Below are 26,078 nucleotides of genomic sequence, written 5' to 3'. Positions count from 1 at the left end.
CATCTTCACTTTAACATTAAGCATTGTATTTAAAGTTTAGTTTTTCAGTTGTATGTTTTAACACTTCTTCCATATCTACGTCATAACCTATTCCTAATCCTTCCGGTACTTTAAGTATTCCATTTTCCACAACAACCTCAGGTTTTATAATATCTTTATGCCAATACCTTGAGGAAGCGGCTGTGTCTCCTGGTAATATGAAATTATCTAAAGATGTAATCGCAATATTATGTGCCCTTCCAATGCCAGATTCAAGCATTCCCCCGCACCATAATGGGATATTATGTTCTTTGCATAAATCATGAATTTTCTTCGCTTGCGTTAAGCCTCCGACTCTTCCAATCTTCATATTAATTATTTTACCACTTTTCAGTTCAATCGCTTGTCTAGCATCGTCATAGGAGTGGATACTTTCGTCAAGACAGATGGGGGTATCGATTTCTTTTTGTAATTTTGCATGGTCGATTAAATCTCCGGCTGTTAACGGTTGTTCAATCATCATCAAATTGAATTGATCGAGTTTTTTAAGTGTTTCCACGTCTTTTAATGTATAGGCAGAATTCGCATCTACCATTAAAGGAATGTTGGGAAACTTTTGCCTGATGCTATCTACAATTTGAATGTCTTTGCCAGGGGCTATTTTCACTTTGATTCTTCGGTAATTTTCGTTGATCTTTTCTTGAATATTCGTGAGTAAATCATTAATATTTTTTTCAATCCCTAGACTTATGCCAACTTCAAATGAAGATTTTTTTCCACCCAATACTTGTGCGAGTGAAAGATTATTTTCTTTCGCGTATAAGTCCCATATCGCGCCTTCTATTGATGACTTGGCTAGATTATGGCGTTTAAATGGTTTAAAGTGCTTTTCCAAGTCGTCTGGATGTTCAATTTCGTTAGTAAGAACGATTGGGATAAGAAATCTTTCCAACATCAGTATGCTTGCATCTGTGAATTCTTCTATGTATAAAGGTTCTCCCGTTGTGACGCATTCGCCCCAGCCGGTAACCCCATGTTCGTTTTTCACTTCAATTAATGCAAATTCTCTTAGTTGTTGCGTACCAAAGCTTGTCGTGAATGGATGTCGCATGTTCATTGTCAATTTGTATACATTTACTTCAGTAATCTTCATACATATATCTCCTTTTTAATTAGTGTGATTCAAGGAAATGTACCAATCTCGTCATGCTTTTTACCGCTAAACATAATAGTAGGGGGGAGTAAAAAAACCGGATGCTGAATAAAACAATCGATGAAAAACCATATGAAAATTTTTATACTCTTTATATTTTATTCACTTATTCCTGGTTTTGTACCTTTGTTAAGTGTCTTGTTACCTAGTGTCAGATACCTAGATTTTAGGTGCCTGTGCAAGACGCTATTCAGATAATACACTACAATTGTATAAAGTGAAAAGGGGAATGCCGAAAATCCAACACTTTGTCGATATTCTCTTGAATTTTTATCCGAATCAATGAATTGTCATAATTGCACTTTGCACAGGTACCTTTTAAATGGTACCTTTTAAATTAAATCACCAAGCGGCTTGAGTGAATATGCTGATATAAAAGAGCAGGTAGGAGTGGTGAGGCGTGTATGTAAATCGCTACAGACAACCGGAAATCGTCAGCGGTGCATATGGTGATGTGAATGGTGACGGGGTGACAGATTACGTATATTTGACAGCAGTAAAGTCGGCAGATCCATCGAGTCCCTATTTAGAGCAAATCACATTAAATATTCAAGATGGTTTAACAAGAAAAGTTCATACCATTCCGCTAGATGAAAGTGGTAATTCAGGTTACCAACCAACCGTGTTCCTAGGAGATTTCACCAAGGATGGAATTATGGACATTCTAATTTCCATTCAATCAGGCGGATCTGGTGCATTTACGTATAATTTTATTTATTCATTCGTTAATAATCAGGCTCGGAAATTGTTTGACTTTGAACAATATAATAAGATGAATCAGTATACAGTCACTTATTTAGATCAATATAAAATAAATGTAGAAAGTTTGGCGACGGGCCAATCGTTTCTCATTGCTATTAATGGCAGGGGTGCCGATTATCTATCGCAAATCTATAATGAAAATGGGACATTGAAAAAACAAATTACAGGTATGGCTGATGGGGTTAGCGGATTCTATCCAGTCGACATGGACCATGATGGTGTGTTTGAAATACAAGCTTATCAAAAAATTAGCGGGCTTTACCATGCAGATTCTTTTGGGTATGTGATCAATACACTGCAATGGGATGGACAAAAGTTTGCAATATGGCAGCAATGGTTAGCGATTTTCGGAACGGAATAAAAAACAATCACTCATCGGATTGCATACGATAACTTTAGAATGTGTGCAAAGGAAGTGAACTACATGTCGAACGGTCAGCTGCAAACGCTGAAGACAAAAACGCCAGAAGAAGGTTTTAATTTAGCAGTAAAGCTCGCACAAAAGGGGATAGCAGTTACCCAACCTTCTGAAGAAATCAGGAAAGTGCTGCGTCCAGTTTATTCTAGAAATGCGGATAGTTTAATCGCAACTTCACAAGTTGTCGCCATACATTTTCAAACGGTTGCTTTTGCTAATAATTATTGGAATTAGAAATACTAAGTGCAGTGCTAGTTAAAAAGACACTTTCCTCTATTTGAGAAAAGTGTCTTTTGCTATTGTATGAAGTTGTAATTTTTGAGTTCTATCAGATTGTCACTTCTTCAAAGCAATTTATAGCATATTTCAGTGAAAGCAATTGATCTTCATTCAACGGAATCATTGGTAGGCGCGTACCGCCAACTGGGATACCTTTTAAATTTAGTGCTGCTTTTACAGGTGATGGGCTAGGAGCGGCAAAAAGTGCGTTCATTGCAGGCACGAGTTTTCTATGGTCTCTAGCTGCTTGTTCAACATAGCCTCTATTAAAATGTTGGATCATCGTTTGCATTTCATTTCCTAATATATGAGATGCGACCGATACAATGCCGGCTCCGCCGATGGATAGTACTGGAATGGTTAAACTGTCATCACCGCTGTACAAAGAAAATGTTCTTGGTGTCCGCTCGATTATTTCAGACATCGCATCTAAATCGCCGCTAGCTTCTTTGATGGCAACGAAGTTTGAAATTTCCGAGAGGCGAACGACTGTATCGACATCGATGCTGACGACCGATCTCCCAGGTACATTATAAAGCATGATTGGTAAAGAAGTGACCGATGCAACTGTTTTAAAGTGTTGGTAAAGTCCTTCTTGACATGGTCTATTATAGTATGGAGCCACAAGCATCACCGCATCGACACCAGTCTCTTCTGCTAATCTTGTTAATTGTACGGATGCTCTTGTGTCATTCGAGCCTGTGCCGGCAATAACCGGTACTCTGCCATTCACAACTTCTACTGTGAATTTGAATAATTTTACTTTTTCCTCGGTCGATAAAGTCGGAGATTCTCCAGTCGTACCTGACACGACTAAACTTTCCGTTCCATTCTCGATTAAATGTTCAATTAAGTTTCTTGTTGCTTCAAAATCGATTTCTTCTTGCCTGTCAAAAGGCGTCACCATAGCTGTTACAATTTGTCCGAAATTCATTCGTTCTCCACTTCCTATCAATTATTTTGTTAATCAAACAAAGGGAGAAGGGCATTTTGTAAATGAATGCAAAAAAGCAACAACGAGGGCTCGTTGTTGCTCTGAAATAATAATCTATTTCTTCGCATGAGATAGCCCTCCATATAGTTTCCTATATGACAATCCTGGACTTATTCAACCCAGAACCAGCTTCGAGACAATAAGGTTCTCTCCACTTCGGCAAATTCCCCTTTCCGCAACCTTCATAGGATCCTATTATCCTCAAGTTGTGTACTGATGGTTTTTGCGCCTCTATCCTTATTTCAAGTTTGAAATAAGATAATGTTCAATTACTATGACTGTACATGTGATCTCGTAAAATTGCAAGTGAAATAGAGTGCCTCTGTTATTTTGCACGACGCTCCAAAAACTTTTTAATTCTAATGTTATACTAGTTATATAAACTTCATTGACTTTTCAATAAGATTCATTTGCCATGATTGTCGACCTGAAAAATAATAAAGTACTAGGAGGATTCATTATGATAAATGATACAGATTTGAAGCATCTACGACGTTGCATCGAACTAGCGAAGGTTGCTCTAGAAAAAGGTGACGAGCCATTTGGTTCAGTACTGGTGTCAGCGGGCGGAGAGGTGCTTGCGGAAGACCGTAACCACGTTGGAGGTGGTGATCACACCCAACACCCGGAATTTGCTTTGGCGCGCTGGGCAGCCGAGAATATGACGTTGGAAGATAGAGAGAAGGCGATAGTATATACTTCGGGTGAACATTGCCCTATGTGCGCTGCAGCCCACGGTTGGGTAGGTTTGGGTCGAATTGTTTATGTCAGCTCGTCCAAGCAACTGGTACAGTGGTTGAGCGAAATGGAGGTTAATGTATCGCAATCGCGCGTTCGTAATCTTCCGATTCAAGATGTTATTCGTGATACTCCAGTAGACGGCCCTGTTCCTGAACTTGCGGAGCAAATGCGCGAACTCCACCGTCAGTTTTATGCGGAGAAACGTTAAGGTGGAGTGCGATATGGAAGTCGTATATTTTGCAGGTGGCTGTTTATGGGGCGTACAAGCTTTTATAAAAACTTTGCCTGGCGTTATACATACAGAAGCAGGAAGAGCTAATGGTACAAGTCATACACTGGAGGGTGATTATGATGGGTACGCCGAATGTGTAAAAACGGGATTTGATCCGACGGTTGTAACAATCAGGGAATTAATGGGGTATTTTTTTGAAGTCATTGATCCATACAGTTTGAATAAACAAGGGCAGGATGTTGGCGAGAAATATAGAACAGGCATATATAGTGATAAGCCGGAACACTTAAAAGAGGCGAAAGCGTTTATTCGTGAGAGAATTGATTATGACCGTATAGTTGTTGAAGTATTACCTCTTAAAAACTATGTGAGAAGTGCAGAAGAACATCAAGATAGGTTAGCTAGATATCCAAATGATTATTGTCATATTCCAGAAGAAATATTAAGTAGATATAAATGATTATGTAAAATCGAAAACCTGATTCTTCGCTAAAACAGCAGGAATCAGGTTTTTTTATCTAATGATGTATCAGGACTCACACCGCTGTTCACGAAACATTCTGTAATTAAAGAGTAGGCAACAATATCTTCTTCGGATTGCGTGAGTGGATTCATTTGTAGTTGTGTTAAAATAATATTGTATAAGCTTTTTCTGGAAGTATAATCCAAGAAAAGTGACCGTCGGGGGAGGATTGAGTGGTGGTAACTTATAGGGGGAAAAAAGAAGGACCGCTAGCTGTATCTAGAGAGATTAATCAATCAAGAGATGTCATCAATTATTTACAAGAATTATCCGCACATATCGGTTTTAAGAACAACGGAAAATCTATTCTATTGAATCAATACGAAAAGTTAGGCAAGCCAAATAGAAATAGCGTTTTAGCTCATTACTTGTCAGAGACAAAAATAACGAACGAAAAATATGAAGATCCGCTCATATTTCCTTTTGGGGTTAATTTAAGTCAAAAAGAAGCCGTTAAAAAGGCAGTGGAAAATTCAATAAGCGTAATAGAAGGGCCGCCTGGAACTGGGAAGACGCAAACAATCCTTAATGTTATCGCGAATGTTGTCGCAAAAGGGCAGTCAGTTGCCATAGTTTCAGGTAATAATTCTGCAACTGAAAATGTACAAGAAAAACTTGAAGAATACAACTTTGGCTTCATGACATCACTTTTAGGCAATTATCAAAATAGAAAGGACTTCTTTGAAAAATACCAACCAGAAGTTCCGGATATGATTGGATGGAAACTAGAAGATGATGAAAGAGTAAGCAGTGTCACTCATCTTCAAATGATTTCAGATGAGCTTACAGTTTTATTAGAAGATCAAAGGGAAATGGCTAAACTTAAAGAGGAGTTAGCTAAATTACAGGTTGAACAAAGGTATTTTGAAAAAGAATTTAAAGACGCGTACATAGATGTGAAAAAGTATTCATTTTATAAGAAATGGTCTAGTCAACGTATTATAAATTTTATTACCCAGCTCGAAGGCATTAATCCTTCTGGTAAACCCACTGGATTTATGTCTAAGGTAAAACTTTTTATACAATATGGTGTATATAAACAAAGAGTCATTACGAAAAGTCGGACTCATATTATTAATTCTTTAAAAAAGGATTATTACATAAAAAGTATTGAAAATAGAAAAAGTAAAATAAATGTATTGGAAAATAGATTGGAAAACAAAAGTTATCAGGCGCTATTAGAGGAGTATGAAGAAATATCCTCGCGTTTATTTAAAGGAACGTTAAACCAAAAGTTTGCTAATTTAATTCGGAAAAAAGGAAAGTATTCTATTGGCAACTATAAATATAAATTTCAAGATTTTGTTAAAGAGTATCCCGTTGTATTAAGTACTACCCATTCAATTTTAACGAGCATTCCGGATGGTTTCTTATTTGATTACCTCATTATCGATGAAGCTTCACAGGTCGACCTAGTAACGGGTTCACTGGCACTCGCTTGTTGTAAAAATATTGTTATTGTCGGTGATGTTAAGCAGTTGCCTCATATTGTGCCTACGGAAATTGAGGAGATTAGCGATGATTTATTTGCCAATACGGGAATAAACAATGCGTACAATTATAGTGAATACAGTATCATCTCTTCGTTCATGGCACTCTACAAGGAATCGTTGCCTGTAACTTTATTAAGCGAACATTATCGCTGCCATCCGAAAATCATCGGGTTTTGCAATGAAAGATTTTATGATAATCAACTTATCGTGATGACTGAAGAAGATGTTGACGACCAACCCCTAAAGATTTACAAAACTGCCCCCGGTAACCATGCCAGAAGAAATAATACGGGCAGGGAAATAGGGTGGTATAATGTGCGTCAAATCGAAGTGGTGCGGGATGAGATTCTTCATGCTGATCTTTCAAGGTATGGGAGTTGTAGCGGGGTAGGCGTTATATCGCCCTTTAGAATGCATGTCAAAGAAACAAAAAAATATATTCAATATCCAGCATTAGAAGTGGACACAGTCCATAGATTTCAGGGACGAGAAAAGAAAACGATTATATTTACAACAGTTGCGAATGACATTACACCATTTATCGACGATGCAAACTTGATTAATGTAGCAGTATCAAGAGCAGTTGATGAATTGATTATCGTGACATCAGATCGGTTATTTAAACAACAAGGTTCCTATTTAGGTGATTTGATTCGTTATGTTGAATATAATTCGTTTTCCAATGTTATTGAAAGTCAAAAGGTTTCGGTATTTGATTTATTATATACGGAGTATTCGAGCGCATTGTTGAAGTATAGGACTACAAAAGAAAATGTCTCTGAGTTTGAGTCTGAAAACTTAATGTACGCTGTTATTAAGGAAGTCTTGTCACTACCCGAATTCAGGTCGTTCAAATGTGTGATGCATATTCCGCTTAATTCTTTGTTTAGAAACTTCTCGAATCTTACTGAGGAGGAACGGAAATTCGCTGAAAACCCATGGTCACATGTAGACTTTTTGATTTTTAATAGATTGGATAAAGAAGCTTTATTGGCCATTGAAGTTGACGGCGTTATGTTTCATCGGAATGATGAAAAACAGGAAAATCGAGATGCGTTGAAAAACAGTATATTTTCGAAGAATAATCTGCCATTATTAAGGGTTGCGACGAATGAAAGCGGTGAAAAAGAAAAACTGATCAATATGTTGATGGAAATTATAAAGAGTTAAATTAAGGGGGTCCTTTCATGAATATCATTGAAAAAGCAATTAATTTCGCCGCAATCGCACATGCTGGGCAGATGCGTAAAGGAACAAATACGCCGTATATTACCCATCCATTTGCGGTAGGGATGTGTCTTCAAAAGTTGCAGTGTACCGATGAAGTAGTCGCGGCAGGAATATTACATGACACGTTGGAAGATACGCCCGTTACTTTTGAGGAGTTAGCCGAGCATTTCGGACCACGTGTGGCTGAACTCGTTCTTGCTGCGTCGGAAGAAGATAAAAGTTTAGCGTGGTTTGAACGCAAACAACAAATGATTGATCAATTAAGTCGTGCTGGTTTGGAAGAAATACAGGTTATCACAGCTGATAAGTTACATAATATCAAATCCATTCGAGCTGACATTGAAAGCTATGGCGATGATGTTTGGAATCGATTCAACCGCGGTAAAGTCGACCAGCACTGGTACTACAGTAGTATTGTAAAAACACTCTTGCCGCGAAAAAGTGAATTTGGCTTGATCGGGGAATTGGAAAGGGAAGTATTAGAGGTATTTGGAGAAATCTAATCGACATGCCAGAAAATCGTCAAAAAGAAGGTTTCACGTTTTTTTTGTAGAACTTAATTAGTGAATACGTTTTCAGAATAACGGGAGGTTCTAATTTTATGACAAATCTATCAGATAAAGTAGCGATTGTTACTGGTGGCGCATCGGGGATTGGCTATGCGATTGTTTAACATAAATTTATGTGATAAAAATTAGATTGTAAAAGGTTTTACGCGATATGGGTAAAACCTTTTTTCTAACGTTGATTTAAATGATAAGAAAGTGGTAAAGGAAAGAAGGGGAGTATTATGTTTTTCGAAAGATTTACAAAGGCGAATATAAAAGGCGTGATCGGTGAGGGTGTTTCACGTCTTTTTTTTATGGGACTGGATACTAATGAATATAAAGTTCTGCACAATATTACGTTACAAAATTCGCAAGGGAAAACAACACAAATTGACCATATTATTGTCTCCATCTATGGAATTTTTGTTGTTGAAACGAAAAATTATCAGGGGTGGATTTATGGTAATGAAATAGACCGGCAGTGGACCCAAGTTATCTATAAAAAAAGACAACAATTCTATAATCCGATCAAACAAAATCAAGGTCATATTAGGGCTTTGAAAGGTATGTTGCCCGAATATAAGAATATCCCATTTATTTCAATCATAAACTTTTCTCCTAAAGCCACTTTGAAAGAAATTCAAATACATTCAAGTCATGTTTATGTCGTTTATACCCATCGAGTAAATCCCATTATCAAATCTATGAAAGCGCCTGTCCTTTCGCATTCAGAGATTGTAAGTATTACGGAGCGCATTCAACAACAAAACAACAAGGCATTAAGTTCCGAACATATTATAAATATCCGAAACAAAAAGAACAATATAAATGATGCAATTGCGAAAAGGATATGCCCTTATTGTTCGGGTCAGCTGGTAAATCGGACAGGTCCGTATGGTAATTTTTTAGGTTGCAGTAATTATCCGAAGTGTAGGTTTAACGGCAAATTGTGAAATAGGGCGAGCGGGTAGGGGTGAGTGCTGTTTAGTAAGCACTTCAGATGGGATTTGGATTGGTTGACGGAATGCCGCGTAATTCATCTTGATAAACCTTCATCTATAAATAAGAAGTTGCTTGGAAAGTCGACTTTAACTGATATTCCAAGCGGCTTTTTTTAGATAGGTGCTTCATCGGTTGATTATTTATATTTATCGTGGAGAACTAACTATAAAAATAATAACTTAAGAAAATTCTTTAGACTATGTTCTTTAAGTTTTTATTCAAAGCAATGAATTAGTATAATCCAAGGAAATGTGCTTATTACCGCGAAAAGTTAATAGACGATTAAAGAAAAAAGCTATATGTCTATTCAATTGTAAATGTTATGCTAGTTGTAATTGCCTGAAAACTATTGGTGTAATCTATATTCGACAAACTGACTAGCTTGTGGGGTACAAAAAAATTCGTAGGAGGGGGATGGTGATTAATTATGAAAAGAAGCATAAGACACAACAAGGAAAATCATATTATCTCCTTACCTTCTTATCTTAAGCATTTTAATGCTGATAATTAATTGGTGAAATAGTCTTGCACGAAACTACTTTACCTTCCTTCTGTACGAATTTACGGATAATTTTCGGATGGGGTGAACGAACTGAGAAGGATTTTTAGTTTATGTTTACTGTTGCTCCTAGTTTCCTGCCAATCTGTTCAAGTAAATGATAGTTCCCATATTACTGAAGTAGAAGTAGTAACAGCATTACAAAAGAATGGTGTTAATTTGGTGGAAGCTGAATTTCCGCAAAGCGTCTTTGGGTCAAAACTAAGAAATGTAAAACCAAGAGCATATGAGTTAAGCGAAAAACCATTTTTTATTTTTGAATTCGAAACAGAAATTGAACGTGAGAAGGGTATCGAAGAGTTTGTCGAAAATACTGCGACAATGGAACTGGTATCTGCTAGTACGTTCGAAAAGAGAAATATATTGATTTTTTATGTGCATGAACTAGATATAAATTCAGATAGTGTGCCATTTGAAAAAGAAATACGGAAGGCGTTAGACGACATTAGTGAAGGTTAAGTCTTCTGTAAAGGGCGCGATAAATGAACACAGCTGCGCTAGAATTGGTTAGATTGTTAAGTAGTTGAACGAGAGGTGCGGGGAAAGATGGAATACGAATTAGGAAACGGTATTTCTCTTCATTTACCTCATTTACACATTACGATTATCGCAATTATAATTATTATCCTTCTAGTTAGGTGGAGCAAACAGTTAGAAACACGGCGCTTTACGATTTTCTTTTATTTTCTTATTAGTGCTTATATTGCTCCGGTTTTTTCTCAAAGTACAATGAATGGCGCCTTTGAAATATGGCTTCCGGTAGGCTTTATATTTATGTCCATTTATTTGTATGGCAATAAAAGATCCCATCCTGCCAAAGTAAAAGCAAGTATTCTAGGATTTTCTATCGCGTTATATCAGTTGATTCTTCATTATATTGGATAGTTTTATTATCAATGGCGTCGAGAAAAATCAACTGTGGGGGAAGAAAAATGAAAAAGATTTTAAGTTCATTGATGATCCTGTTCCTTTTGGTAATTGCAGCTTGTGGATGTCCCTATACATCAACGACGTCTTATTTGTATGTAGTTGAAAAAGGGTATTCGGAGGATTATAGAGAAGCATGGATAATAGCGTTTGACCCAAACAATGAAACAAATCAAGAGAACGTAATGATAATTGTCGAAGAACCAATGGTCTGGAATCTCATTGAAGTTAATAAAACGTATTTTACCGGTTATTCTAAAGAAAAGGATGATGACTGGATATTAGACCAAATAGGACACGATGACACCTTAAGATGATTTGGCAAATTTAATATAGTGATTATTGATACTTAAATAGGGAGGTAGTTATTATTAAAAAAATGACTTTGTTTTTACTAGGGCTTATCCCTTTTGCGGTGGGTTTTTTCATGAATTCATGGCTGATGCAAAATCCAGATGACGTTTTGCCTTTTAAACTAATCGGATTTATATTTCTGTCTTTTTGGATAACGGTTGGGTTTATAAGCTATAAGTTTGAAAAAACACCATTAAAGTCTGCCGTAATTGCGCATTTGCCCGCTCTCTTAATGCTCTTTTTTATCATCTATCAAGAAGTTATATTAGATCAATATTGGGCTAATATATTTGGATTGGCTACCCAGCATTATTATTTACCGTTGATTAATATTGCTGCCCCTGTCGTTAGCATATTTTCGTTCTTAATTCCGGGGGGTATGGGCATTTGGTTAGTGAGCTTAATCGCTTTTTCACTTATGTTTGCTGCTTATTATTTAGGCTATTATTTAAAAAGTGTATTCGTTATTAAACGGATATCGACTATCTAGATCTTGTTCTATATTCGTTTGAATTTTGCCCTGTTAGAGGCACCTGTGCAAGACACGATTTAGTTAATTCACTACAATTGCATAAAGAAAAAAGGGGATATCGAATGCGTAACGCTTTGTCGATATCCCTTTTGTATATTAATTTAAGGTTGTGAATTGTCATAATTGCACCGTGCACAGGTACCTTTTTATTAAGTGAATGAACCGAACTATACTTAGCGGCTGAAAGTGGTATAATTAGGTACTTATAACTTGAGTGAAATTTAATAGATAGTCTTCTTATCTTGTAAATAATTCACAGGAAGGACTAAATACATGAATAAAAAAAATTGGCTGTTTGTTGTAATAGGTTTATTATTAATGATTGGCATTGGAGGGAAAGTGTTTATGGATAACCAGAGGGATAAAGAAGAAATAAAAGTGCAAAAAGCAGAAGAGGGATCAATTGAAGCAGAAAGGATGTCTGTAGTAGCGCTGAAGAACAGATATGCGGACATAAAGTCTGTAGAATTTGAAAAGAGTGTCTACGATGAAATGACAGGTTCATATGGCATGTTTATAAAAATGACTAATCAAAAAAATGAGTCAGTTAGTTTTAGTTATAGCTTTTGGAAAAAATCAGGGAAAATAGGTTTAAATGTAGTGAAGGACAGGGAGGTTCAAGTTAGAGGTGTCACAACAAATAAAGTCCGAGTAATTTACTCAAATAAAGATGAAGGTGAAGTTTAATGTTCGATGAAGAAAATTATAAAGAATTAAGTGAGTATGTTTATAGGGTGGATAAGAATAATAAATATTATAATGCCGACTTAAAAGAAGGGGCAATTTTGGAAGGAGAGAACTCTACTTATAAGGTTATAAAAATCGAAGACAACACATCCAATGGCATGCAAGCGATGGCTGTAGCACCATTTATAAATGGGAAAGTCGATACTACTGAGATTGTCATTGCTTATGCTGGAACAAATCCAGGCGATGATTTAGATATTCGGACAGATTATCAAACTGTTGTTGTTGGTAGTAAACAGCTAGACACATCAACACTGTTTAACCCGGCTGACTCTTTAATTGAGGGACAGGTTATCACGGCAGAGAACTTTGCAGAGGATATTAAAAGTGATTATCCAACTGCAGTTGTGACCACAACAGGTCATTCTTTAGGAGAATTCATCGCATTATTTGTGGCGGCCGAAAATGGTTGGAAGAATGTTGGATTTAATGGTCCCGATCCATATAAAATCCTATCAGAAGATGCAAAAGTTTGGGTAGAAGAGAATCCAGGAATGCTATTTAATTACCGGAATAAAAAAGATTGGATTGGCAATTTTGGCAGCAATGGAACTGGAGCAGAAATCTTAGTAGACATGGATATGGGCGGACATATAAGAGACACGTTGACATTTCATAACTTGGATAGTTGGGAGTTTGATGAGAAAGGTCATCTCATTATTAAAGATACATACGCCAATAAAGAGGCTCGTCTGGTACAAGCAGAAAAACTAATGTACGCGAGAATGATTGAATTGGCAATGCTTTCAAAGAAATTAAAAGCTAGTGGCGGAGGATTATCTACTAATGAGGAAATTTACTTAAATGATACGGAAGCATTGATCGTTTTAGAATCTGCCTCTAATTCAATGGAAATAGGATTGGAATACATAATAAAAGTTTACCAAGATGCCATACTTGGAGTGGAAGAAATTTGGGCGGAGGGTGTTCAAAGAGCAAAATTGATTGGCACTGAATTAAGTTATTATGAAATCATCGACGCTTTAGCAGAAGGAGGGGCTACGAAATATGAGATTGTAAATAAACCAACTGCATATTATGAGGCGAAAATAGCCAAGGCTAAACAAATCGGGGCAAGTTTTAACCAACTTGCTACTGACATCAAGGCAAGTATAAAAAAAGTGAAAGATACCGATGAAGACCTAGCAAGGCAGATTAGCCAAGGAGTGTAAGAATTGGAGAAAACAGAAGACGTCGAGAAAGAGTACCATTTAAAGAGAAGAAGTTATGAGGAACAAGAAAATGATTTAATTCGCCAAAGAAACAAGGGCATAGAAACACTGGAAGAAGTTCAGGATCGGAGTCGCCATTATTTAAAAGACTTTGTTTCCGACAGTGACATACTTACTCGAGGGTTTCGCCAAATCGAACAAATGAAAAGAGAAATTTTGGAAATGGCAAGGGCTGACCGGCAGAATCTTGCTAGAAAACTTGAAAAGTTAGATGAAGATTTTTATAGTGAAATGAAAAAGTTGAGTGAAAAAGAAGAAAAGGGGGATTACTTCAAATGTTAGAAGGCTTTTTGATAGATTTGAAAAAAAGAGCGGAAAAGTCGATTATTCAAGGAGCCGTAGCTAATGCAATGACTTCGAAAATAGTTCGAAACCATAAAGAAACCGAAAAAAATATAGAAATAGAATGCTCGACTATAAAAGAAAAAATGAACGATGTATCTGTAAATTTAGGGGGGGCAGTGAAAGGGCGATTCGGTGAAAATGTTAGAAAATCGATTAAAATTCAATCAGAAAAAATTAATGAGCTTCAATGATAAAAGATAGGGGGATTCTCTTTTACGGAATGTCTTGTAGTTTTATGTAGGATTTGTATATTGTAAATGAATGTCCTTCTTCTTTAATACCTTCCAAAATAGATGTTCCCCCATACAAATTCCTTATACTGATGCAAAGGGACGCAAAAAGCCCCTTGATTTTTTGACCAAAAGGCTGTTGTTCATCATACACCAAATAATTGTCTGAGTGACCTTGGATTTTATGAAAGTTAAAGCCTTACACTTTTGACAAATCGTTTATTGGAGAACTCATTGCTATTATATTCAATCCACTTTGCCATCTCACTTTCGACAGCTCTATTTTGCCATTCGAACCAGACCTCCGAACATTCACTACAATGGCTTTCGACTCCAATATTATTATTTAAATCTCTGTGAGTAAAAAGCGTAGTTTTGCGACAGATATAGCAAAATACTTTTTTATCTTCATAATATCTACCTGCCAAGAATATCAGCTCCTTCACTTTAAACTCATTATTTCCAAGTTTAAGTGATTTAATTCAGGGAAATGACAATCTCCTCTGGTATTAGGAGTCTTACTATTCGGATAAATGGTGTTATACTTGTTATTAACTTTATTGGTTCTAAAGTAAGGACGGTCTTCTTTAGACCATAGATGGAAGGCGGTCTAAAACACAGTGACTCATCGTAATAGTAATCTTTTTAAGACGTTCATTTGTTTTCTACTTCTATGGATTTTATTTAACCCGCAATCAATTACTGCAAATGAACATGCAGATTTAGAAAGTAAATTAGAGAATTATATGATAGAACATGAGGGGGATGTTGCTGGATTAGCAACAATTGTGATAGACCAGGATGAAGTCATTTACAAGATGAAAGGTTATTCAAATATAGAGGAACAAGTTCTTGTTGATGAGGATACTGTTTTTGAATGGGCATCTGTTTCCAAAGTTCTGATTTGGATCAGTGTTTTACAATTAGTAGAGTCAGGAAAGCTTAATTTAGAAACGGATATCGAAACCTACTTACCGGATGATTTTCGTTCCAAAACAAAATTTGAGGATCCTATCACGATGCAACATTTGATGCATCATGCAGCGGGATTTGATGATAGTTATACGGATTTAATGATTTATGGTCCAACCGAAAAGAAGTCATTAAGAGAAGTACTTGAAGAAGCAGATATTCAACAAATATTTCCTCCTGGTGATGTTGTTGCTTATTCAAATTATGGAAGCGGCCTCGCTGCCTATATTGTTGAAGAAGTTAGTGGCCTAGATTACGTGGAGTATGTACGGAAGCATATTTTTGAACCGCTTCAAATGACGAAAACAGCAATAGATCCTGAATTAGGTGATAACGAATGGGTGAAAGAACAGAGGGGAGAGGTGCAGGGATATTCGAATGCACTGCAATTAATTGACCCTAATTTTTACTCGATACCCATGTATCCGGTCGGTAGTGCTATGGGAACAGCTCGTGATCTGCAAAAGTTAATGCAAGCGTTATTAGCTGAAGATGGAGTTCCTTTATTTAAAGATGAAAAAACGATCGATTTTATGTTTGAACCCACATTATATTATCCGGATACCAATATCCCAAGGGCCGCAAACGGTTTATTTTATTTACCATCAAAAAGTCAACATGTTTATGGGCATGGTGGGAATTCTATTGCTTTTAGCTCATCTTTTTATGTGGATAGAAAAGAACGTACCGGCGTTTTAGTGTTGGCGAACATGAAAGATGAAAGTACGTTCACATTGGGAATACCTGAAATCATTTTTGGTGAATATGAACATGTTGAAAATGACGTAAGTTTGGAAAATTCATCCGGGTGGGAAGGGATTTATGAGCCGGCTCGGTTGCCACGACACGGATTTAGCAGTGTGTATGGCTTATTTTTAAGAAGCCAGACGAAACAGAGTGGGTCACATAATTTAATGATAAACGACTTGTCTTATTCGCAGCTAGAACCAGGCGTTTATAAAACAGAAGATGGTTTGAGTATGTACAGTCTGGACGTTTATTCAACACATCCACGAATGAAATTGTTATCCAATACGTATTCAGATTTAATTTATGTTCCTTATTATAAGCATCTCCTTGAGTGGGGAGGAATTATTTTAGGGTTATTAGCTATAATGTTCTCTTTACTCTATGTTATCATCTCTATTTTGCGTAGGATTTGGAATAAAAAACGGTTAGTTAAATTACTTTTTGCTCAACACTTTTTAAATCTATTATTGGTTACGAATGTAATTTGGATTGTTTATAAAGTTTTATCGATGGTAAGTTATTCATCTCTCAAGCCATTATTAACTTTAAATCTAATTTATATTGTTATCTCGATTGTTATTTGTGGATTTTTAATTGTTCATGGAAAAAGTAGAAGGTTATCTAAATATGGATTATTAGTTTGGATGATGACGATTATTTTTGCATTAATTTTATGTGTCAATATTTTGTATTGGGAATTTTATTATTAGGTATTTAAGCGGGCAGGGAGTGGATTTTATTGAATATTACTCAAATTAAAGATGTATTATTTAAACAAGCCACAATCTTTAAAACAGGTGGTTTTCGACCAACAGAGGAATTAGGAGAAAGTTGGATCGGTAAGGTTTTATGGGGGAAAGAAGGAGAAAGTATACCAGCCAATTTTGATCCGATTTGCACGTTATTTTTATATAAATTACCCTATGTACCGAAGGAATTAGTAAGCTATCAGTTAATAACTATTTATATGGATTTCGACGTATTTAATCATCTAAATGAGGATAATTTAGCTTCATTTTTCAAGATAGATTGTTATACGGATTTAGATGTATTACAAAAGATAAATGAACAATCTACGAGGATAAAACCTTTTCCATTAACTCCTATATTTATTGATAATGATGCACCTTCTTGGGAGGATTCTGATAGCGTCGACCCCAAAATTGAAGATGAAATATTACGACTTGAATTAGAGGATAGTATTGAATATTACGATGATATTGTTGAGAAAATATATTCGACTCATAAAGTTGGGGGGTATCCTTCTTTTACTCAAAGTGGAATCACTTTTGAAGAAGGTTACCCATTTGTATTTCAAATAAGTTCAGACGAAAAAGCTCAATTCAACATAGTAGATAGTGGTAGTTTCTATTTTTTCTACAATCAAGAAAAACAAGATTGGATTGTGTATTGTGATTTTTATTAGGTTTTAGGATTGTTTATTCGACCTGTGTTTATCAATAAAGATAATTTCTTTTCTTGTAAACTTATTAAACTCACGTGTGATTTACTTGAAGATAGTTGAGCTGCTAAGATGGTTTTTTTTGTTCCCTAAAGAGGCGGGTTAGTTGAACAAGAAATGATTGTAACTGATCTGGATATACTAAACCCAAATATAATCTGGGGTGATGAAATTGAACAAAAGTGGTCATCTTCTATTGATTTTATTAAGTATATTAATTTGTGGGTCGTATTATGGAGTAGTAAATGCAGAAACGAACGATCCTCCTCCTTCCTTTAAGGAAGAATTTACTGAAGGCAAACAACTCAATCCTTTAGAAAGCCAGTTAATGTCTTTTATGACTGGTTTGCACGTAGGAGAACCAAAACAAGCCGTTGAATTGTGGATATTTGGCGTAAATAATCGAAGTGGTGCTGTTCAATATGCGATGTTGTCCCCTTCGCTTCGAAAACAATCAAGGAGTAAATTTGAGCAAACTCACTGGATAACAGGTCAGTCAAGCCCTTGGGTTAGTAACTTTCGTTTTACCAAAGTAGAAAAGCTTAGCGAATCCAAAATGCGGTATACCGTTAAATACGATTTAGAGGCATCATATGGAGATTTTGGTGGTGGGCAGAAGATTATAATCGTGGAAAATAATTTAGAACCATTTAGAGAGTATTGGTTTATTTCGTCAATATCAACGAAATATAATCAATGGGAAGCATTTACTCCAGCCGAGACAGTTTTAAAATAGACCATTGCAGTGAACGATCCAACAAAAACACTGTTGATAAATTTTAATGGTTTTTTTCACTTTGAAATTAAAGCAGAAATTATATGCAAATTTATATGATTTTTCTTATGTTTGCCCCCTCTTTTGTTCTTCCAACCTCCGGCAATTCTGAAATAATGGAATGGCATGGCAGAGACGAACCTAATCATTCCTAGACAGCAATGTTTATCTTCCGCTTTGAGAGGTAAACTAGGACAACGTTAAAAAAGGGAGTAGATCATTATGGACGCAAAAAAAACGGCACTAAAGATCTTAAAAGAAAGCTTTGTCGGCACGATGGCAACCGTTCAACAGAACAAGCCACACTCACGTTATATGACCTTCTTTAGTGATGAATTTACGCTCTACACAGCGACATCAAAACAAACGCATAAGGTAGATGAACTTGAAGCGAATCCGCATACGCACATTTTAATCGGCTACGAAGGAGAAGGTATCGGAGACGAATTTCTTGAAATTGAAGGAACTGTCGCCATTTCTTCCGATGAACAAATTAAAGAGAAAATGTGGAATAAGCATTTGAAACCATGGTTCAGTGGTCCTGAAGATCCCAATCTCGTCATTTTGAAAGTTTCACCTGACTCAATCCGTTTAATGAATAAAAAGGGTGAAGAACCAAAAATCATTGAATTCTGAGTAGAGGGTACCGGCAATTCGCTGGTACCTTCTTTTTTATTCATAAGGTTTCTTAAATCTAATTAGCTAACTAATTTCTAAGTTCCAAAAAATAATGTATGCTTTATAGATTACCATTATACTAAAAAAAGTAGGGAATAAAATGAGATTATGGCATGAAGACATGTTAACTGAGTTGCCGCGTCAGCAGTTGCTTGGGCAACACCGAGAATGCTGTGCGTTACGCGGATTCGGTTGGAACAAAAAACATGCGGCTGTGAATTATATATTCAATTATTCACCTTATAAACTTTTTCAATATCACATGAAAGTGATGAGGGAAATGCAACGACGCGGCTATAATAATGATCCGTTATGGGAAAACCCGACGTACCGCGGGAAAATATGTCCGTCTTATGAGGAAATTTTAACTGAGCAAGCGAGCAGTCCCATTTATCCAGAACATGATGAAGGCTATATGAAAGAATGTCTCGAAAATCTTACTGAAAAAGGCATTCATTTAACGATTGGCAAGGCAGATTAGGTATTTTATAAAAGAAATATATCAATAAGAAAGCAGGGGGGTATGTGATTCCACTAGTATACGACCAAATTAATTGCGGGGCATAGATGAGAAGTTTTTCTTAGCACTGTAAAAGAAGTTAAGGTACCTTTTATTTTGTTATTTGTGGATTTTTAATTATCAAAAGGAACAGGTTACCTAGATATTAAAAGCTAGTTTGGATGATGACGATTGTTTTTGCATTTATATTATATGTAAATATTTTGTATTGGGAATTTTATTTTTAGATGTTTCCTACCGAAAAAGTGATCATTGCGATGCAGTATATGGGGGATTAATATGTTGATGATAACTGAAAATGTGAAGGGCAAACGCTATAAAGAGCTGATAGATTTTCTTTCAAGACATTGCAATTGTTTTGCTTTTGTAGAAGATAGACAGATGATGGAAATTGAGGAGGAGCGTCTGGCTTATATTCATAATTTGATTACTTATATTGAAGAACATCTTATTGAAAGAAAAATTCAAAAAGAATGGGAAACTACAAGACTGGTGGATGATACAGCATATGTTTTTTATTTCAACTTGAATAATGCCACCAAGCAATTTTTGAAAGATAATAGTGATTCTCTTTTTGACTGGATTAGACCTGAGCTTCCAGAAGATTTAACGTTTTATCAAAATGATAAATGTATATTAGCAACTTGCTCACACGAAGGATTTTTTTTGTGGATAAAATGATATGGAAGCACTTTTCAGTGAATTAATTGCTCTACCAAATTTCGCGTACCGGCGACTCGCTGATGAGGAGTTAATTCCTAAAGATAAGAAGCCGCTTGGAAAGTTGACTGCAACTGACTTTCTAAGCTGAAATACCGAAAAATATTATGCCAGTCACTCAAACAACTAAGAATATTTAAGTGACTGGCTTTTTTAAAAACCTAATCACCATTGTCTTCTTTTTCATTCTCATCTCCTTCAGTTTTAAATTGGGCAGAAGGGGATGGTTTTTTTATTTCGTAATACTCTTCAGCACCCAATCCGCCTTCATCAATCATTTTAGAAATCCCTTTTGTCCGCATCTCTGATTCTACTTTAACTTTTTTTCTATTATCTTTCGTCATTTCTAAACCTCCCATTTTGCTATGGTATATATTGTTTACCTTATTAACCCGATTTTGAAACGAAATTGACCTGTTTGGAATATAAATTAACACTTTGGATTACGTTAAATCGATGTTAGTAGGTTTATATTCATTCGAATCGCTAGGCACCGGATCGAAGTCGGTCAACTCATTGTTCAGCATAATGCCGTTTTAAAGTATCCTTACAAACCTTTCGTGAATATTTTGAAACATTTCTTCATGATGTATCGTATAAGAGATACCGGGTTTGACGGAAGCAGTTTATAGATAGGGGGGAGAGGTAAATGAGAAAATTGTACATTAAACAAAAAGTGTTTAGCCTAAGTGGAAAGTTTTCTGTAAAGGACGCAGAAGAGAACGAAATTTATTTTGTAGAGGGAAGTTTTATGAAAATACCGAAGACCTTTTCTGTTATGGGCGATAAGCAGAATGAAGTGGCGACGATTACGAAAAAAACATTTAGTTTCTTGCCAACTTTTTTTGTTGATGTACATGGGCAAGAAACAATGACAATCAAAAAGCAATTTTCTTTTCTGAAAGCACGTTATACAATCGACGCGGCAGGAATAGAAGTGCAAGGAAATTGGTGGGATATGGATTTTGAAGTGTATCAAAACAGGGATTTTATCGGTTCCGTGAGCAAAAAGTGGTTCACATGGGGCGACAGCTATGAGCTGCAAATTGCAAATGACGAAATGGAACCACTTCTCGTCGCGCTTGTAGTCGCAATTGACTGTGCGAAAGCAGATCAGAGTGCAGCAGTGAGTGTGGCAGCAGGGTGAATAGAAGAGAGGCATTTCAGGTACCCACTAGCGTTGCATAGAATCCATTATAAAGAAGTAATTACATTTTTTAACATTCCACCAAGAGATGATAAGTAAAAAAAGGGAACAGTCCGCCAAGACCAATCAGTTCCCTTTTTTTGCCATATGTTTACTGTTGTTTCATTTTCACCTTATTTTCTTTTGCTTTTCGCTTCTTTTCTTTCTCTTTGTCGATGAAATGCTTTTTCGTGATCGGGCTAACAATGGCGAAGTCTTCTCCAAACCACATGGTTTGGGACTTTGTTTTCGGTACTTTTTGCCGTCCCTTGCTCTTTCTCAACTTCCGATTGAAGTCCTTCATTAGTACATTTATCGTTGAGAACAGGAATTGTTGCACCGTGCTTAAGAATACCCAACTGTTTTTGCTTGGTTGATGAATAAGTCGCATGATCTCAGCCAAAGCACAGGTAATCAATGCGATGTACATTTGATTCCAAATACCAACAGGAGAATGACTGAATAAATGGCTTACCTTGACGTGCTGTTTAAGCCATTTGAAAAACAGCTCAACATACCAGCGGTTTTTATAAGCTTCTAGAATCTCTTCTTCAGTCAAATCCAAACGATTTGTAATCAAGTGAAAAGGTGTTCCTTCATCGTCAATGAATTCGATATATCGAACAGGTTCTTCTCGCGTTATTATTGACACCAATTCGTTTTTAGTAACTTTAGGATGTGTTGGTTCGTAAGACTTCAACGTTTCCATCTTGAAGGTCTTTCTTATACGAACGAGAAATTGGACATTTCTTTCAATCCATCCACCCATTTTTGTTTTATGGGCATACCCACGATCCATAACGTACAAGGCACCATCGGCATCAATGATGTGATTAACAGCGTCAGAGTCAGCTACATTTCCGGTTGATGGAATCATCTTTTCTGGAAATATACTATTTGCAGATGCAGCGACAATACGTACATGCAACTTGATTCCGCAGGAATCTTTAGAGATTGCAGTCCGATTTAATGCATTCTTCGGCAATTTAACATAAGTACCATCAATGATTCGAAGAGGCCCTACATTGGCATTCAGTCCCTTAGCGTTACCTTTTAATGTCCAATAGTGTTGGGCTAGTCGACTTAGTAAATCTGCTAAATCAGCAGTATTCAGATCTATTAAACGCCGACTAATTTGCGAATGACTAATAGACTTTACCCCAATTTCTTTCTGAAATGCTTTTTTTGAACGGATACCTGTATCGATTATCCTAAGTGAATCCCATTTGCAAAGACTTGCCATAATAAATATTTTCACGACTGATAAGTCGGTTAGCTTTTTCGCATCGTAGTTCATAAGTGGACAAGCTAAAATGTTGGTTGGTAAATTAGATAAGTATTGACGAAAGACTAAATTTTGGTTTACACTGGTCATGGTGGAGCTCCTTTTTGATAGTGTAGGGAACTGATTTAGTCGTCGTTTCCTTATCTACATTAGGAGCTTTTTTGTGTTTCCGCAAGTTATTAAACTATTGAACTTATTCCCTTATTTAGGGAATCTTACATTTTTTTACTGTTATGCAACGCTAGTGTCAGGTACCTGTGCAAGACACTACTCAGTTAATTCACTACAATTGCATAATGTGAAAGATGGATACCGACATATAAAGACTTGCTGGGCTCCTTTTGTATTTTTATCCGAATTCGTAAATTGTCATAAATGCACCGTGCACAGGTACCTATTATGAAATTAAATGGGCTTGATTATTACGAGCGCGATAGCTAAATTAGCATTTTCCACAATAGGCCAGATTGTGAGAAAGCATAGGGAGGTAGTCAATTGTTTAAACGCAAATTATATTGTTCGAATTGCAATCGGGAAGTTCAAGCAGGTGAAGAAATATATGCCAGAATGAAAGTGCCAAAGTTTGCAGGTATGGTAGAAATCAAAGCGTATTTAAAAAATGAGAGCGAGATTCTTTGTCTGGATTGCTCTAAAGAAAAGGATTGAATAAAAGCAAGTTAATTCCACAATTGGGCACGTAATCGATAAATTTGTGCCGTAATAGGCCCTGTTAAATAAGCGAGAATAGATTGAAGGAGTGGGATGAGTGAAGAAGTTATTTATAATGATACTCATAGTCATTTCAATTATGTCAGCTTGTAATTCATCAAAATTAAGTTTTAATGAAATTGACAATGTACCGAATAAAGTGTAAGAAAAATTGATCCTAACCTAAGACTTCAGTCAATTAATGTGAAAAATGGTTCTTATATTATTTTTCATTCAATTGGAGAAGTAGAAGCTGATTTAGATGCACGGGAGGATACTGTAATAATAAAGATTAATGTAAATGATTCCGTAGATAATCCCGTAAACCAAAATGTATATTATTTAACAACTGATTCACATCATGAAGTAATAGAAGTTCAAGTGGATGGTAAATCAATTCCTTTTGATGGTGTGACAAATTAAGAGGTTTTTTTATAGGAATTTATTTTTCACATTCCAAAATCAGGCGCGAATAAGGAAAGAGAGGCACTTCAATATGACAACAAACTATAAAGAGACATTTGACCGCTTTTCTCTCTACTTTTTAGCTATTTTAATTTCTCCCATACTCTTTGGAGTTATTTTGGCAATTTATTCGATGATATCTTTTCAAGACTCTTGGGGTTTTGGTCCGACCGTCTTGGTAGTGGCACTATATTCGTGGGCTTTCTTTGCTTTTGGGGCATTTCCTGTTTCATTGTACCTCGATTTTTCTGCTAGAACCAAAAGTTATCCGAATTGGGTGAAGGCACTTTTATATGCAGGTTGCGGTGGCTTGGCGGGTCTTGTTGGAAGTGTTGTTTTATTTGATCTTTTTCCAATAATCTTCATGTTAATTTTCGGTATGGTTGGCGGAGTCATTCATTTTTCCGTATTGGTGCTAATAAAAAAGTTTATTAAGTAGCAGCGATTCTAACGATATATCGACACGCTGCTTTAATTTAAGGCAAATGGGCTAGCTTTTTAAAGATAGTTATGGCAAAAAACTCATGACTTTAACATAACTTTGATAATGAAGGAGATGTGGATTTTAAGAAATGTTTTAATCATTACATCTATTGTACTTTTATCTTTGTTAATAGCTTGCCAACCCGTGAAGGATGATGATGTTATGTTTAATCATAAAGGAGAAATAACAAGTAATTTAGATAAACTAGAGAAATTTATTCAAAGTGTTTAAGATGGCAATGAAGATGAAATCCGAATAGTAAGGAATACTAATGAAGGTGATCCAATTTTTGATACGTTAAATTATAACGGCGAAAACATTAAATAAGGTTTAAACCAATAGGTGGTAATTATAATCAATGATAAAACACTGAACCAATTTACAATGGTTGATGTTATTGAGAGGAAAATACATTTTACAAACAAAAATACTATGTTGGATAAAATAGATTTTAAAGATAATGATGAAGGTGAATTGCTGGCTTATAACGAGATGTTGGCGGATGTTAAAGAAATGAAGGAAATTGAATTTGTAAGTAAGTACCTAAATATAATAACTAAACTTAAGGTACAGTTTGAAGATGAAAAATTTACGGATAAAAAAGAAATAGAAAAAATGTCCGGATATAATAATGCAATTGTTACTATCTTAAAGTGTATCAATCCGATTCATGAGTATGATTTAGGGGATTAGTCTACCAAAGTTTTAGGCACCTCAAATCATTTCAAGAAGGAAAATAGTTGATGAATAAAAGGGAGATGCGAAAGGTGGCGTGACTCAATATGAACGATACTATAAGATGTCTCGGGTGCAGTAATGAGTTAAGTGAGGGGTATATTTTTTCACCTCGCCGAATTTGTTGGTCGGAATCGGCTGATTCAATCTTTGCTGATTTTGGAAGTAGTGAAGTATTAATAAGTGATCCAATTTTTAAAATAAGAAAAACCCCGGCATTCAGATGTGAAAAATGCAATTTAGTTACTTTTAAATACAAATAAATTAATGATATTAAAAAGTTGCTAATTAAGGACTCACCTTATTAAAAAGCGGGCGCAATTCTCTAATAAGGATTATCGCCAGTGATACATATCGGGGATGGATTGTTAAGTTATAGTCATTGATAAGGGGTGGACGAAATCTTATTGTTTAATTCTATAGTATAGAAGGAGTTTTCTAGTATATTGAAGAATGTTAATTAGAAAGAACATATTGAAAATAGAAAGCTTAGGAGGGTACTATGGGTAGATTAGTTCATTTTGAAATTCATGTAGAAGACATGGAACGTGCGAAGAAGTTTTACGAGGAGGTTTTTGACTGGAAATTTGAAGATTGGTCTGAATATGCGGGGATGAAATATTTTGGAGCTGTAACCGGTGATGATAGCGTTCCGGGAATTAACGGCGCTTTAATACAACGCAAAGGTCCGGCACCAGAGACTGGACAACCTATGAACGGTTTTTCTTGTACAATGGGCGTCGAGGATTACGATTCTACTGAGAAAAAAATTCTTGATCTTGGCGGCAAGGTTGCATTGCCGAAATATGCGTTGCCTGGTATGGCATGGCAAGGTTATTATATTGATACTGAAGGCAATATCATCGGTATTCATCAACCAGATGAGAACGCGAAATAGTTTTAGGTACCTGTGCAAGACACTATTCAGATTATACACTACAATTGTATAAAGCTAAAAAGGACTATCGACTATGTAACGCTTTGTCGAAAGTCCTTTT

At 35.9% G+C, this 26,078-nt stretch carries 32 protein-coding genes, 1 pseudogene and 1 riboswitch; of the genes and pseudogenes, 29 read left to right on the top strand and 4 right to left on the bottom strand.

Features of this window, described 5'->3' with window-relative positions; all coding sequences use genetic code 11:
• Window positions 1–16: 16 nt before the first annotated feature.
• Entirely contained in the window at window positions 17–1,132 is a 1,116-nt protein-coding gene (gene menC / locus JSQ81_RS05455; RefSeq protein WP_212606702.1) for an o-succinylbenzoate synthase, read from the bottom strand.
• 460 nt (window positions 1,133–1,592) lie between these two features.
• On the opposite strand from menC, the gene JSQ81_RS05450 reads away from it, so the two are divergent.
• Window positions 1,593–2,315 (top strand): FG-GAP repeat domain-containing protein, encoded by a 723-nt coding sequence (locus tag JSQ81_RS05450; RefSeq protein WP_212606701.1) that lies wholly within the window; start codon window positions 1,593–1,595, stop codon window positions 2,313–2,315.
• A 63-nt stretch (window positions 2,316–2,378) separates the two neighbouring features.
• Window positions 2,379–2,606 carry a hexameric tyrosine-coordinated heme protein gene (locus JSQ81_RS05445; RefSeq protein ID WP_212606700.1) on the top strand — a complete coding sequence of 76 codons (228 nt, stop codon included), beginning with the start codon at window positions 2,379–2,381 and terminating at the stop codon, window positions 2,604–2,606.
• A gap of 94 nt (window positions 2,607–2,700) precedes the next feature.
• Here JSQ81_RS05445 and dapA read toward each other — a convergent pair whose 3' ends face one another.
• Complete coding sequence (gene dapA, locus JSQ81_RS05440; protein ID WP_212606699.1) at window positions 2,701–3,585, bottom strand: 4-hydroxy-tetrahydrodipicolinate synthase; 885 nt, start codon at window positions 3,583–3,585, stop codon at window positions 2,701–2,703.
• Between the two features lie 124 nt (window positions 3,586–3,709).
• A riboswitch (Lysine riboswitch) is annotated at window positions 3,710–3,887 on the bottom strand.
• A gap of 218 nt (window positions 3,888–4,105) precedes the next feature.
• On the opposite strand from dapA, the gene JSQ81_RS05435 reads away from it, so the two are divergent.
• The 19 genes from JSQ81_RS05435 to JSQ81_RS05345 all read left to right on the top strand — a co-directional run bounded on the left by JSQ81_RS05435 (window position 4,106) and on the right by JSQ81_RS05345 (window position 20,178).
• Window positions 4,106–4,594, top strand: a complete 489-nt coding sequence (locus tag JSQ81_RS05435; RefSeq protein WP_212606698.1) for a nucleoside deaminase — start codon at window positions 4,106–4,108, stop codon at window positions 4,592–4,594.
• 13 nt (window positions 4,595–4,607) lie between these two features.
• A complete protein-coding gene (locus tag JSQ81_RS05430) occupies window positions 4,608–5,078 on the top strand; it encodes a peptide-methionine (S)-S-oxide reductase (protein ID WP_212606697.1) in 471 nt (156 codons plus the stop codon).
• A 239-nt stretch (window positions 5,079–5,317) separates the two neighbouring features.
• A complete protein-coding gene (locus tag JSQ81_RS05425; protein ID WP_212606696.1) occupies window positions 5,318–7,804 on the top strand; it encodes an AAA domain-containing protein in 2,487 nt (828 codons plus the stop codon).
• A 17-nt stretch (window positions 7,805–7,821) separates the two neighbouring features.
• Window positions 7,822–8,367 (top strand): HD domain-containing protein, encoded by a 546-nt coding sequence (locus JSQ81_RS05420; RefSeq protein ID WP_212606695.1) that lies wholly within the window; start codon window positions 7,822–7,824, stop codon window positions 8,365–8,367.
• Window positions 8,368–8,654: 287 nt separating this feature from the next.
• Window positions 8,655–9,365 carry an NERD domain-containing protein gene (locus JSQ81_RS05415; RefSeq protein ID WP_212606694.1) on the top strand — a complete coding sequence of 237 codons (711 nt, stop codon included), beginning with the start codon at window positions 8,655–8,657 and terminating at the stop codon, window positions 9,363–9,365.
• 632 nt (window positions 9,366–9,997) lie between these two features.
• Window positions 9,998–10,432: a hypothetical protein gene (locus JSQ81_RS05410; RefSeq protein ID WP_212606693.1), complete on the top strand. Its 435-nt coding sequence runs from the start codon at window positions 9,998–10,000 to the stop codon at window positions 10,430–10,432.
• Between the two features lie 87 nt (window positions 10,433–10,519).
• Complete coding sequence (locus JSQ81_RS05405; protein ID WP_212606692.1) at window positions 10,520–10,858, top strand: hypothetical protein; 339 nt, start codon at window positions 10,520–10,522, stop codon at window positions 10,856–10,858.
• Between the two features lie 47 nt (window positions 10,859–10,905).
• Window positions 10,906–11,217: a hypothetical protein gene (locus tag JSQ81_RS05400; protein WP_212606691.1), complete on the top strand. Its 312-nt coding sequence runs from the start codon at window positions 10,906–10,908 to the stop codon at window positions 11,215–11,217.
• A gap of 110 nt (window positions 11,218–11,327) precedes the next feature.
• Complete coding sequence (locus JSQ81_RS05395; protein ID WP_212606690.1) at window positions 11,328–11,744, top strand: hypothetical protein; 417 nt, start codon at window positions 11,328–11,330, stop codon at window positions 11,742–11,744.
• Window positions 11,745–12,059: 315 nt separating this feature from the next.
• Window positions 12,060–12,473 (top strand): hypothetical protein, encoded by a 414-nt coding sequence (locus JSQ81_RS05390; RefSeq protein WP_212606689.1) that lies wholly within the window; start codon window positions 12,060–12,062, stop codon window positions 12,471–12,473.
• On the top strand, window positions 12,473–13,705 hold the full coding sequence (locus tag JSQ81_RS05385; RefSeq protein ID WP_212606688.1) for a hypothetical protein: 1,233 nt from the start codon (window positions 12,473–12,475) through the stop codon (window positions 13,703–13,705). Before JSQ81_RS05390 ends, JSQ81_RS05385 begins: the two co-directional genes overlap by 1 nt.
• A gap of 3 nt (window positions 13,706–13,708) precedes the next feature.
• Window positions 13,709–14,047, top strand: coding sequence for a hypothetical protein (locus tag JSQ81_RS05380; RefSeq protein ID WP_212606687.1), 339 nt, complete (start codon window positions 13,709–13,711; stop codon window positions 14,045–14,047).
• On the top strand, window positions 14,041–14,301 hold the full coding sequence (locus tag JSQ81_RS05375; RefSeq protein ID WP_212606686.1) for a hypothetical protein: 261 nt from the start codon (window positions 14,041–14,043) through the stop codon (window positions 14,299–14,301). The genes JSQ81_RS05380 and JSQ81_RS05375 overlap by 7 nt, the downstream gene beginning before the upstream one ends.
• A 659-nt stretch (window positions 14,302–14,960) precedes the next feature.
• Complete coding sequence (locus tag JSQ81_RS05370; RefSeq protein WP_212606685.1) at window positions 14,961–16,772, top strand: serine hydrolase; 1,812 nt, start codon at window positions 14,961–14,963, stop codon at window positions 16,770–16,772.
• 29 nt (window positions 16,773–16,801) lie between these two features.
• Window positions 16,802–17,488, top strand: coding sequence for a DUF1963 domain-containing protein (locus JSQ81_RS05365; RefSeq protein ID WP_212606684.1), 687 nt, complete (start codon window positions 16,802–16,804; stop codon window positions 17,486–17,488).
• 208 nt (window positions 17,489–17,696) lie between these two features.
• A complete protein-coding gene (locus tag JSQ81_RS05360) occupies window positions 17,697–18,260 on the top strand; it encodes a hypothetical protein (protein WP_371812513.1) in 564 nt (187 codons plus the stop codon).
• Between the two features lie 261 nt (window positions 18,261–18,521).
• Window positions 18,522–18,935, top strand: a complete 414-nt coding sequence (locus JSQ81_RS05355) for a pyridoxamine 5'-phosphate oxidase family protein (RefSeq protein WP_212606683.1) — start codon at window positions 18,522–18,524, stop codon at window positions 18,933–18,935.
• 142 nt (window positions 18,936–19,077) lie between these two features.
• The gene (locus tag JSQ81_RS05350; protein WP_212606682.1) at window positions 19,078–19,458 is read left to right on the top strand and encodes a TIGR02328 family protein; all 381 of its coding nucleotides are present in this window, start codon (window positions 19,078–19,080) and stop codon (window positions 19,456–19,458) included.
• A 318-nt stretch (window positions 19,459–19,776) separates the two neighbouring features.
• Complete coding sequence (locus JSQ81_RS05345) at window positions 19,777–20,178, top strand: stage III sporulation protein AH (protein ID WP_249336642.1); 402 nt, start codon at window positions 19,777–19,779, stop codon at window positions 20,176–20,178.
• A gap of 200 nt (window positions 20,179–20,378) precedes the next feature.
• Here the strand turns inward: JSQ81_RS05345 and JSQ81_RS05340 are convergent, their stop codons facing one another.
• Entirely contained in the window at window positions 20,379–20,561 is a 183-nt protein-coding gene (locus JSQ81_RS05340; protein WP_212606681.1) for a hypothetical protein, read from the bottom strand.
• A 305-nt stretch (window positions 20,562–20,866) separates the two neighbouring features.
• Here JSQ81_RS05340 and JSQ81_RS05335 point away from each other — a divergent pair, with 305 nt between their 5' ends.
• Window positions 20,867–21,364 (top strand): LURP-one-related/scramblase family protein, encoded by a 498-nt coding sequence (locus tag JSQ81_RS05335; protein ID WP_212606680.1) that lies wholly within the window; start codon window positions 20,867–20,869, stop codon window positions 21,362–21,364.
• A 151-nt stretch (window positions 21,365–21,515) separates the two neighbouring features.
• Here the strand turns inward: JSQ81_RS05335 and JSQ81_RS05330 are convergent, their stop codons facing one another.
• A complete protein-coding gene (locus JSQ81_RS05330; RefSeq protein ID WP_212606679.1) occupies window positions 21,516–22,778 on the bottom strand; it encodes an IS4 family transposase in 1,263 nt (420 codons plus the stop codon).
• 405 nt (window positions 22,779–23,183) lie between these two features.
• On the opposite strand from JSQ81_RS05330, the gene JSQ81_RS05325 reads away from it, so the two are divergent.
• The 7 genes and pseudogenes from JSQ81_RS05325 to JSQ81_RS05300 all read left to right on the top strand — a co-directional run bounded on the left by JSQ81_RS05325 (window position 23,184) and on the right by JSQ81_RS05300 (window position 25,978).
• Entirely contained in the window at window positions 23,184–23,354 is a 171-nt protein-coding gene (locus JSQ81_RS05325) for a Fe3+ hydroxamate ABC transporter substrate-binding protein (protein ID WP_212606678.1), read from the top strand.
• A gap of 246 nt (window positions 23,355–23,600) precedes the next feature.
• The gene (locus tag JSQ81_RS05320; RefSeq protein WP_212606677.1) at window positions 23,601–23,819 is read left to right on the top strand and encodes a hypothetical protein; all 219 of its coding nucleotides are present in this window, start codon (window positions 23,601–23,603) and stop codon (window positions 23,817–23,819) included.
• A 73-nt stretch (window positions 23,820–23,892) separates the two neighbouring features.
• A complete protein-coding gene (locus tag JSQ81_RS05315; protein ID WP_212606676.1) occupies window positions 23,893–24,300 on the top strand; it encodes a hypothetical protein in 408 nt (135 codons plus the stop codon).
• A 291-nt stretch (window positions 24,301–24,591) separates the two neighbouring features.
• Window positions 24,592–24,672: pseudogene (locus JSQ81_RS20190) on the top strand (DUF4362 domain-containing protein); the annotation flags it as partial.
• A gap of 15 nt (window positions 24,673–24,687) precedes the next feature.
• A complete protein-coding gene (locus tag JSQ81_RS05305) occupies window positions 24,688–25,038 on the top strand; it encodes a hypothetical protein (RefSeq protein WP_249336641.1) in 351 nt (116 codons plus the stop codon).
• A gap of 89 nt (window positions 25,039–25,127) precedes the next feature.
• A complete protein-coding gene (locus JSQ81_RS20025; protein ID WP_249336640.1) occupies window positions 25,128–25,343 on the top strand; it encodes a PF20097 family protein in 216 nt (71 codons plus the stop codon).
• A 239-nt stretch (window positions 25,344–25,582) separates the two neighbouring features.
• Window positions 25,583–25,978, top strand: a complete 396-nt coding sequence (locus JSQ81_RS05300) for a VOC family protein (protein ID WP_212606675.1) — start codon at window positions 25,583–25,585, stop codon at window positions 25,976–25,978.
• Window positions 25,979–26,078 lie beyond the last annotated feature (100 nt).

The sequence above is a fragment of the Sporosarcina sp. Marseille-Q4063 genome, assembly GCF_018309085.1.
Taxonomy (GTDB): Bacteria; Bacillota; Bacilli; order Bacillales_A; family Planococcaceae; genus Sporosarcina.
Note: the sequence above shows the minus strand (reverse complement) of the source record. Positions and strands in the feature narration are given on the sequence as shown.

Coding starts and splice junctions, on each gene's coding strand:
- JSQ81_RS05385 (WP_212606688.1), top strand. CDS start 12,473: ATGTTCGATGAAGAAAATTATAAAGAATTAAGTGAGTATGTTTATAGG.
- dapA (WP_212606699.1), bottom strand. CDS start 3,585: ATGAATTTCGGACAAATTGTAACAGCTATGGTGACGCCTTTTGACAGG.
- JSQ81_RS05415 (WP_212606694.1), top strand. CDS start 8,655: ATGTTTTTCGAAAGATTTACAAAGGCGAATATAAAAGGCGTGATCGGT.
- JSQ81_RS05395 (WP_212606690.1), top strand. CDS start 11,328: ATGAATTCATGGCTGATGCAAAATCCAGATGACGTTTTGCCTTTTAAA.
- JSQ81_RS05445 (WP_212606700.1), top strand. CDS start 2,379: ATGTCGAACGGTCAGCTGCAAACGCTGAAGACAAAAACGCCAGAAGAA.
- JSQ81_RS05300 (WP_212606675.1), top strand. CDS start 25,583: ATGGGTAGATTAGTTCATTTTGAAATTCATGTAGAAGACATGGAACGT.
- JSQ81_RS05400 (WP_212606691.1), top strand. CDS start 10,906: ATGAAAAAGATTTTAAGTTCATTGATGATCCTGTTCCTTTTGGTAATT.
- JSQ81_RS05340 (WP_212606681.1), bottom strand. CDS start 20,561: ATGACGAAAGATAATAGAAAAAAAGTTAAAGTAGAATCAGAGATGCGG.
- JSQ81_RS05405 (WP_212606692.1), top strand. CDS start 10,520: ATGGAATACGAATTAGGAAACGGTATTTCTCTTCATTTACCTCATTTA.
- JSQ81_RS05330 (WP_212606679.1), bottom strand. CDS start 22,778: ATGACCAGTGTAAACCAAAATTTAGTCTTTCGTCAATACTTATCTAAT.
- JSQ81_RS05335 (WP_212606680.1), top strand. CDS start 20,867: ATGAGAAAATTGTACATTAAACAAAAAGTGTTTAGCCTAAGTGGAAAG.
- JSQ81_RS05390 (WP_212606689.1), top strand. CDS start 12,060: ATGAATAAAAAAAATTGGCTGTTTGTTGTAATAGGTTTATTATTAATG.
- JSQ81_RS05350 (WP_212606682.1), top strand. CDS start 19,078: ATGAGATTATGGCATGAAGACATGTTAACTGAGTTGCCGCGTCAGCAG.
- JSQ81_RS05430 (WP_212606697.1), top strand. CDS start 4,608: ATGGAAGTCGTATATTTTGCAGGTGGCTGTTTATGGGGCGTACAAGCT.
- JSQ81_RS05315 (WP_212606676.1), top strand. CDS start 23,893: ATGACAACAAACTATAAAGAGACATTTGACCGCTTTTCTCTCTACTTT.
- JSQ81_RS05420 (WP_212606695.1), top strand. CDS start 7,822: ATGAATATCATTGAAAAAGCAATTAATTTCGCCGCAATCGCACATGCT.
- JSQ81_RS05435 (WP_212606698.1), top strand. CDS start 4,106: ATGATAAATGATACAGATTTGAAGCATCTACGACGTTGCATCGAACTA.
- JSQ81_RS05355 (WP_212606683.1), top strand. CDS start 18,522: ATGGACGCAAAAAAAACGGCACTAAAGATCTTAAAAGAAAGCTTTGTC.
- menC (WP_212606702.1), bottom strand. CDS start 1,132: ATGAAGATTACTGAAGTAAATGTATACAAATTGACAATGAACATGCGA.
- JSQ81_RS05375 (WP_212606686.1), top strand. CDS start 14,041: ATGTTAGAAGGCTTTTTGATAGATTTGAAAAAAAGAGCGGAAAAGTCG.
- JSQ81_RS20025 (WP_249336640.1), top strand. CDS start 25,128: ATGAACGATACTATAAGATGTCTCGGGTGCAGTAATGAGTTAAGTGAG.
- JSQ81_RS05345 (WP_249336642.1), top strand. CDS start 19,777: ATGTTGATGATAACTGAAAATGTGAAGGGCAAACGCTATAAAGAGCTG.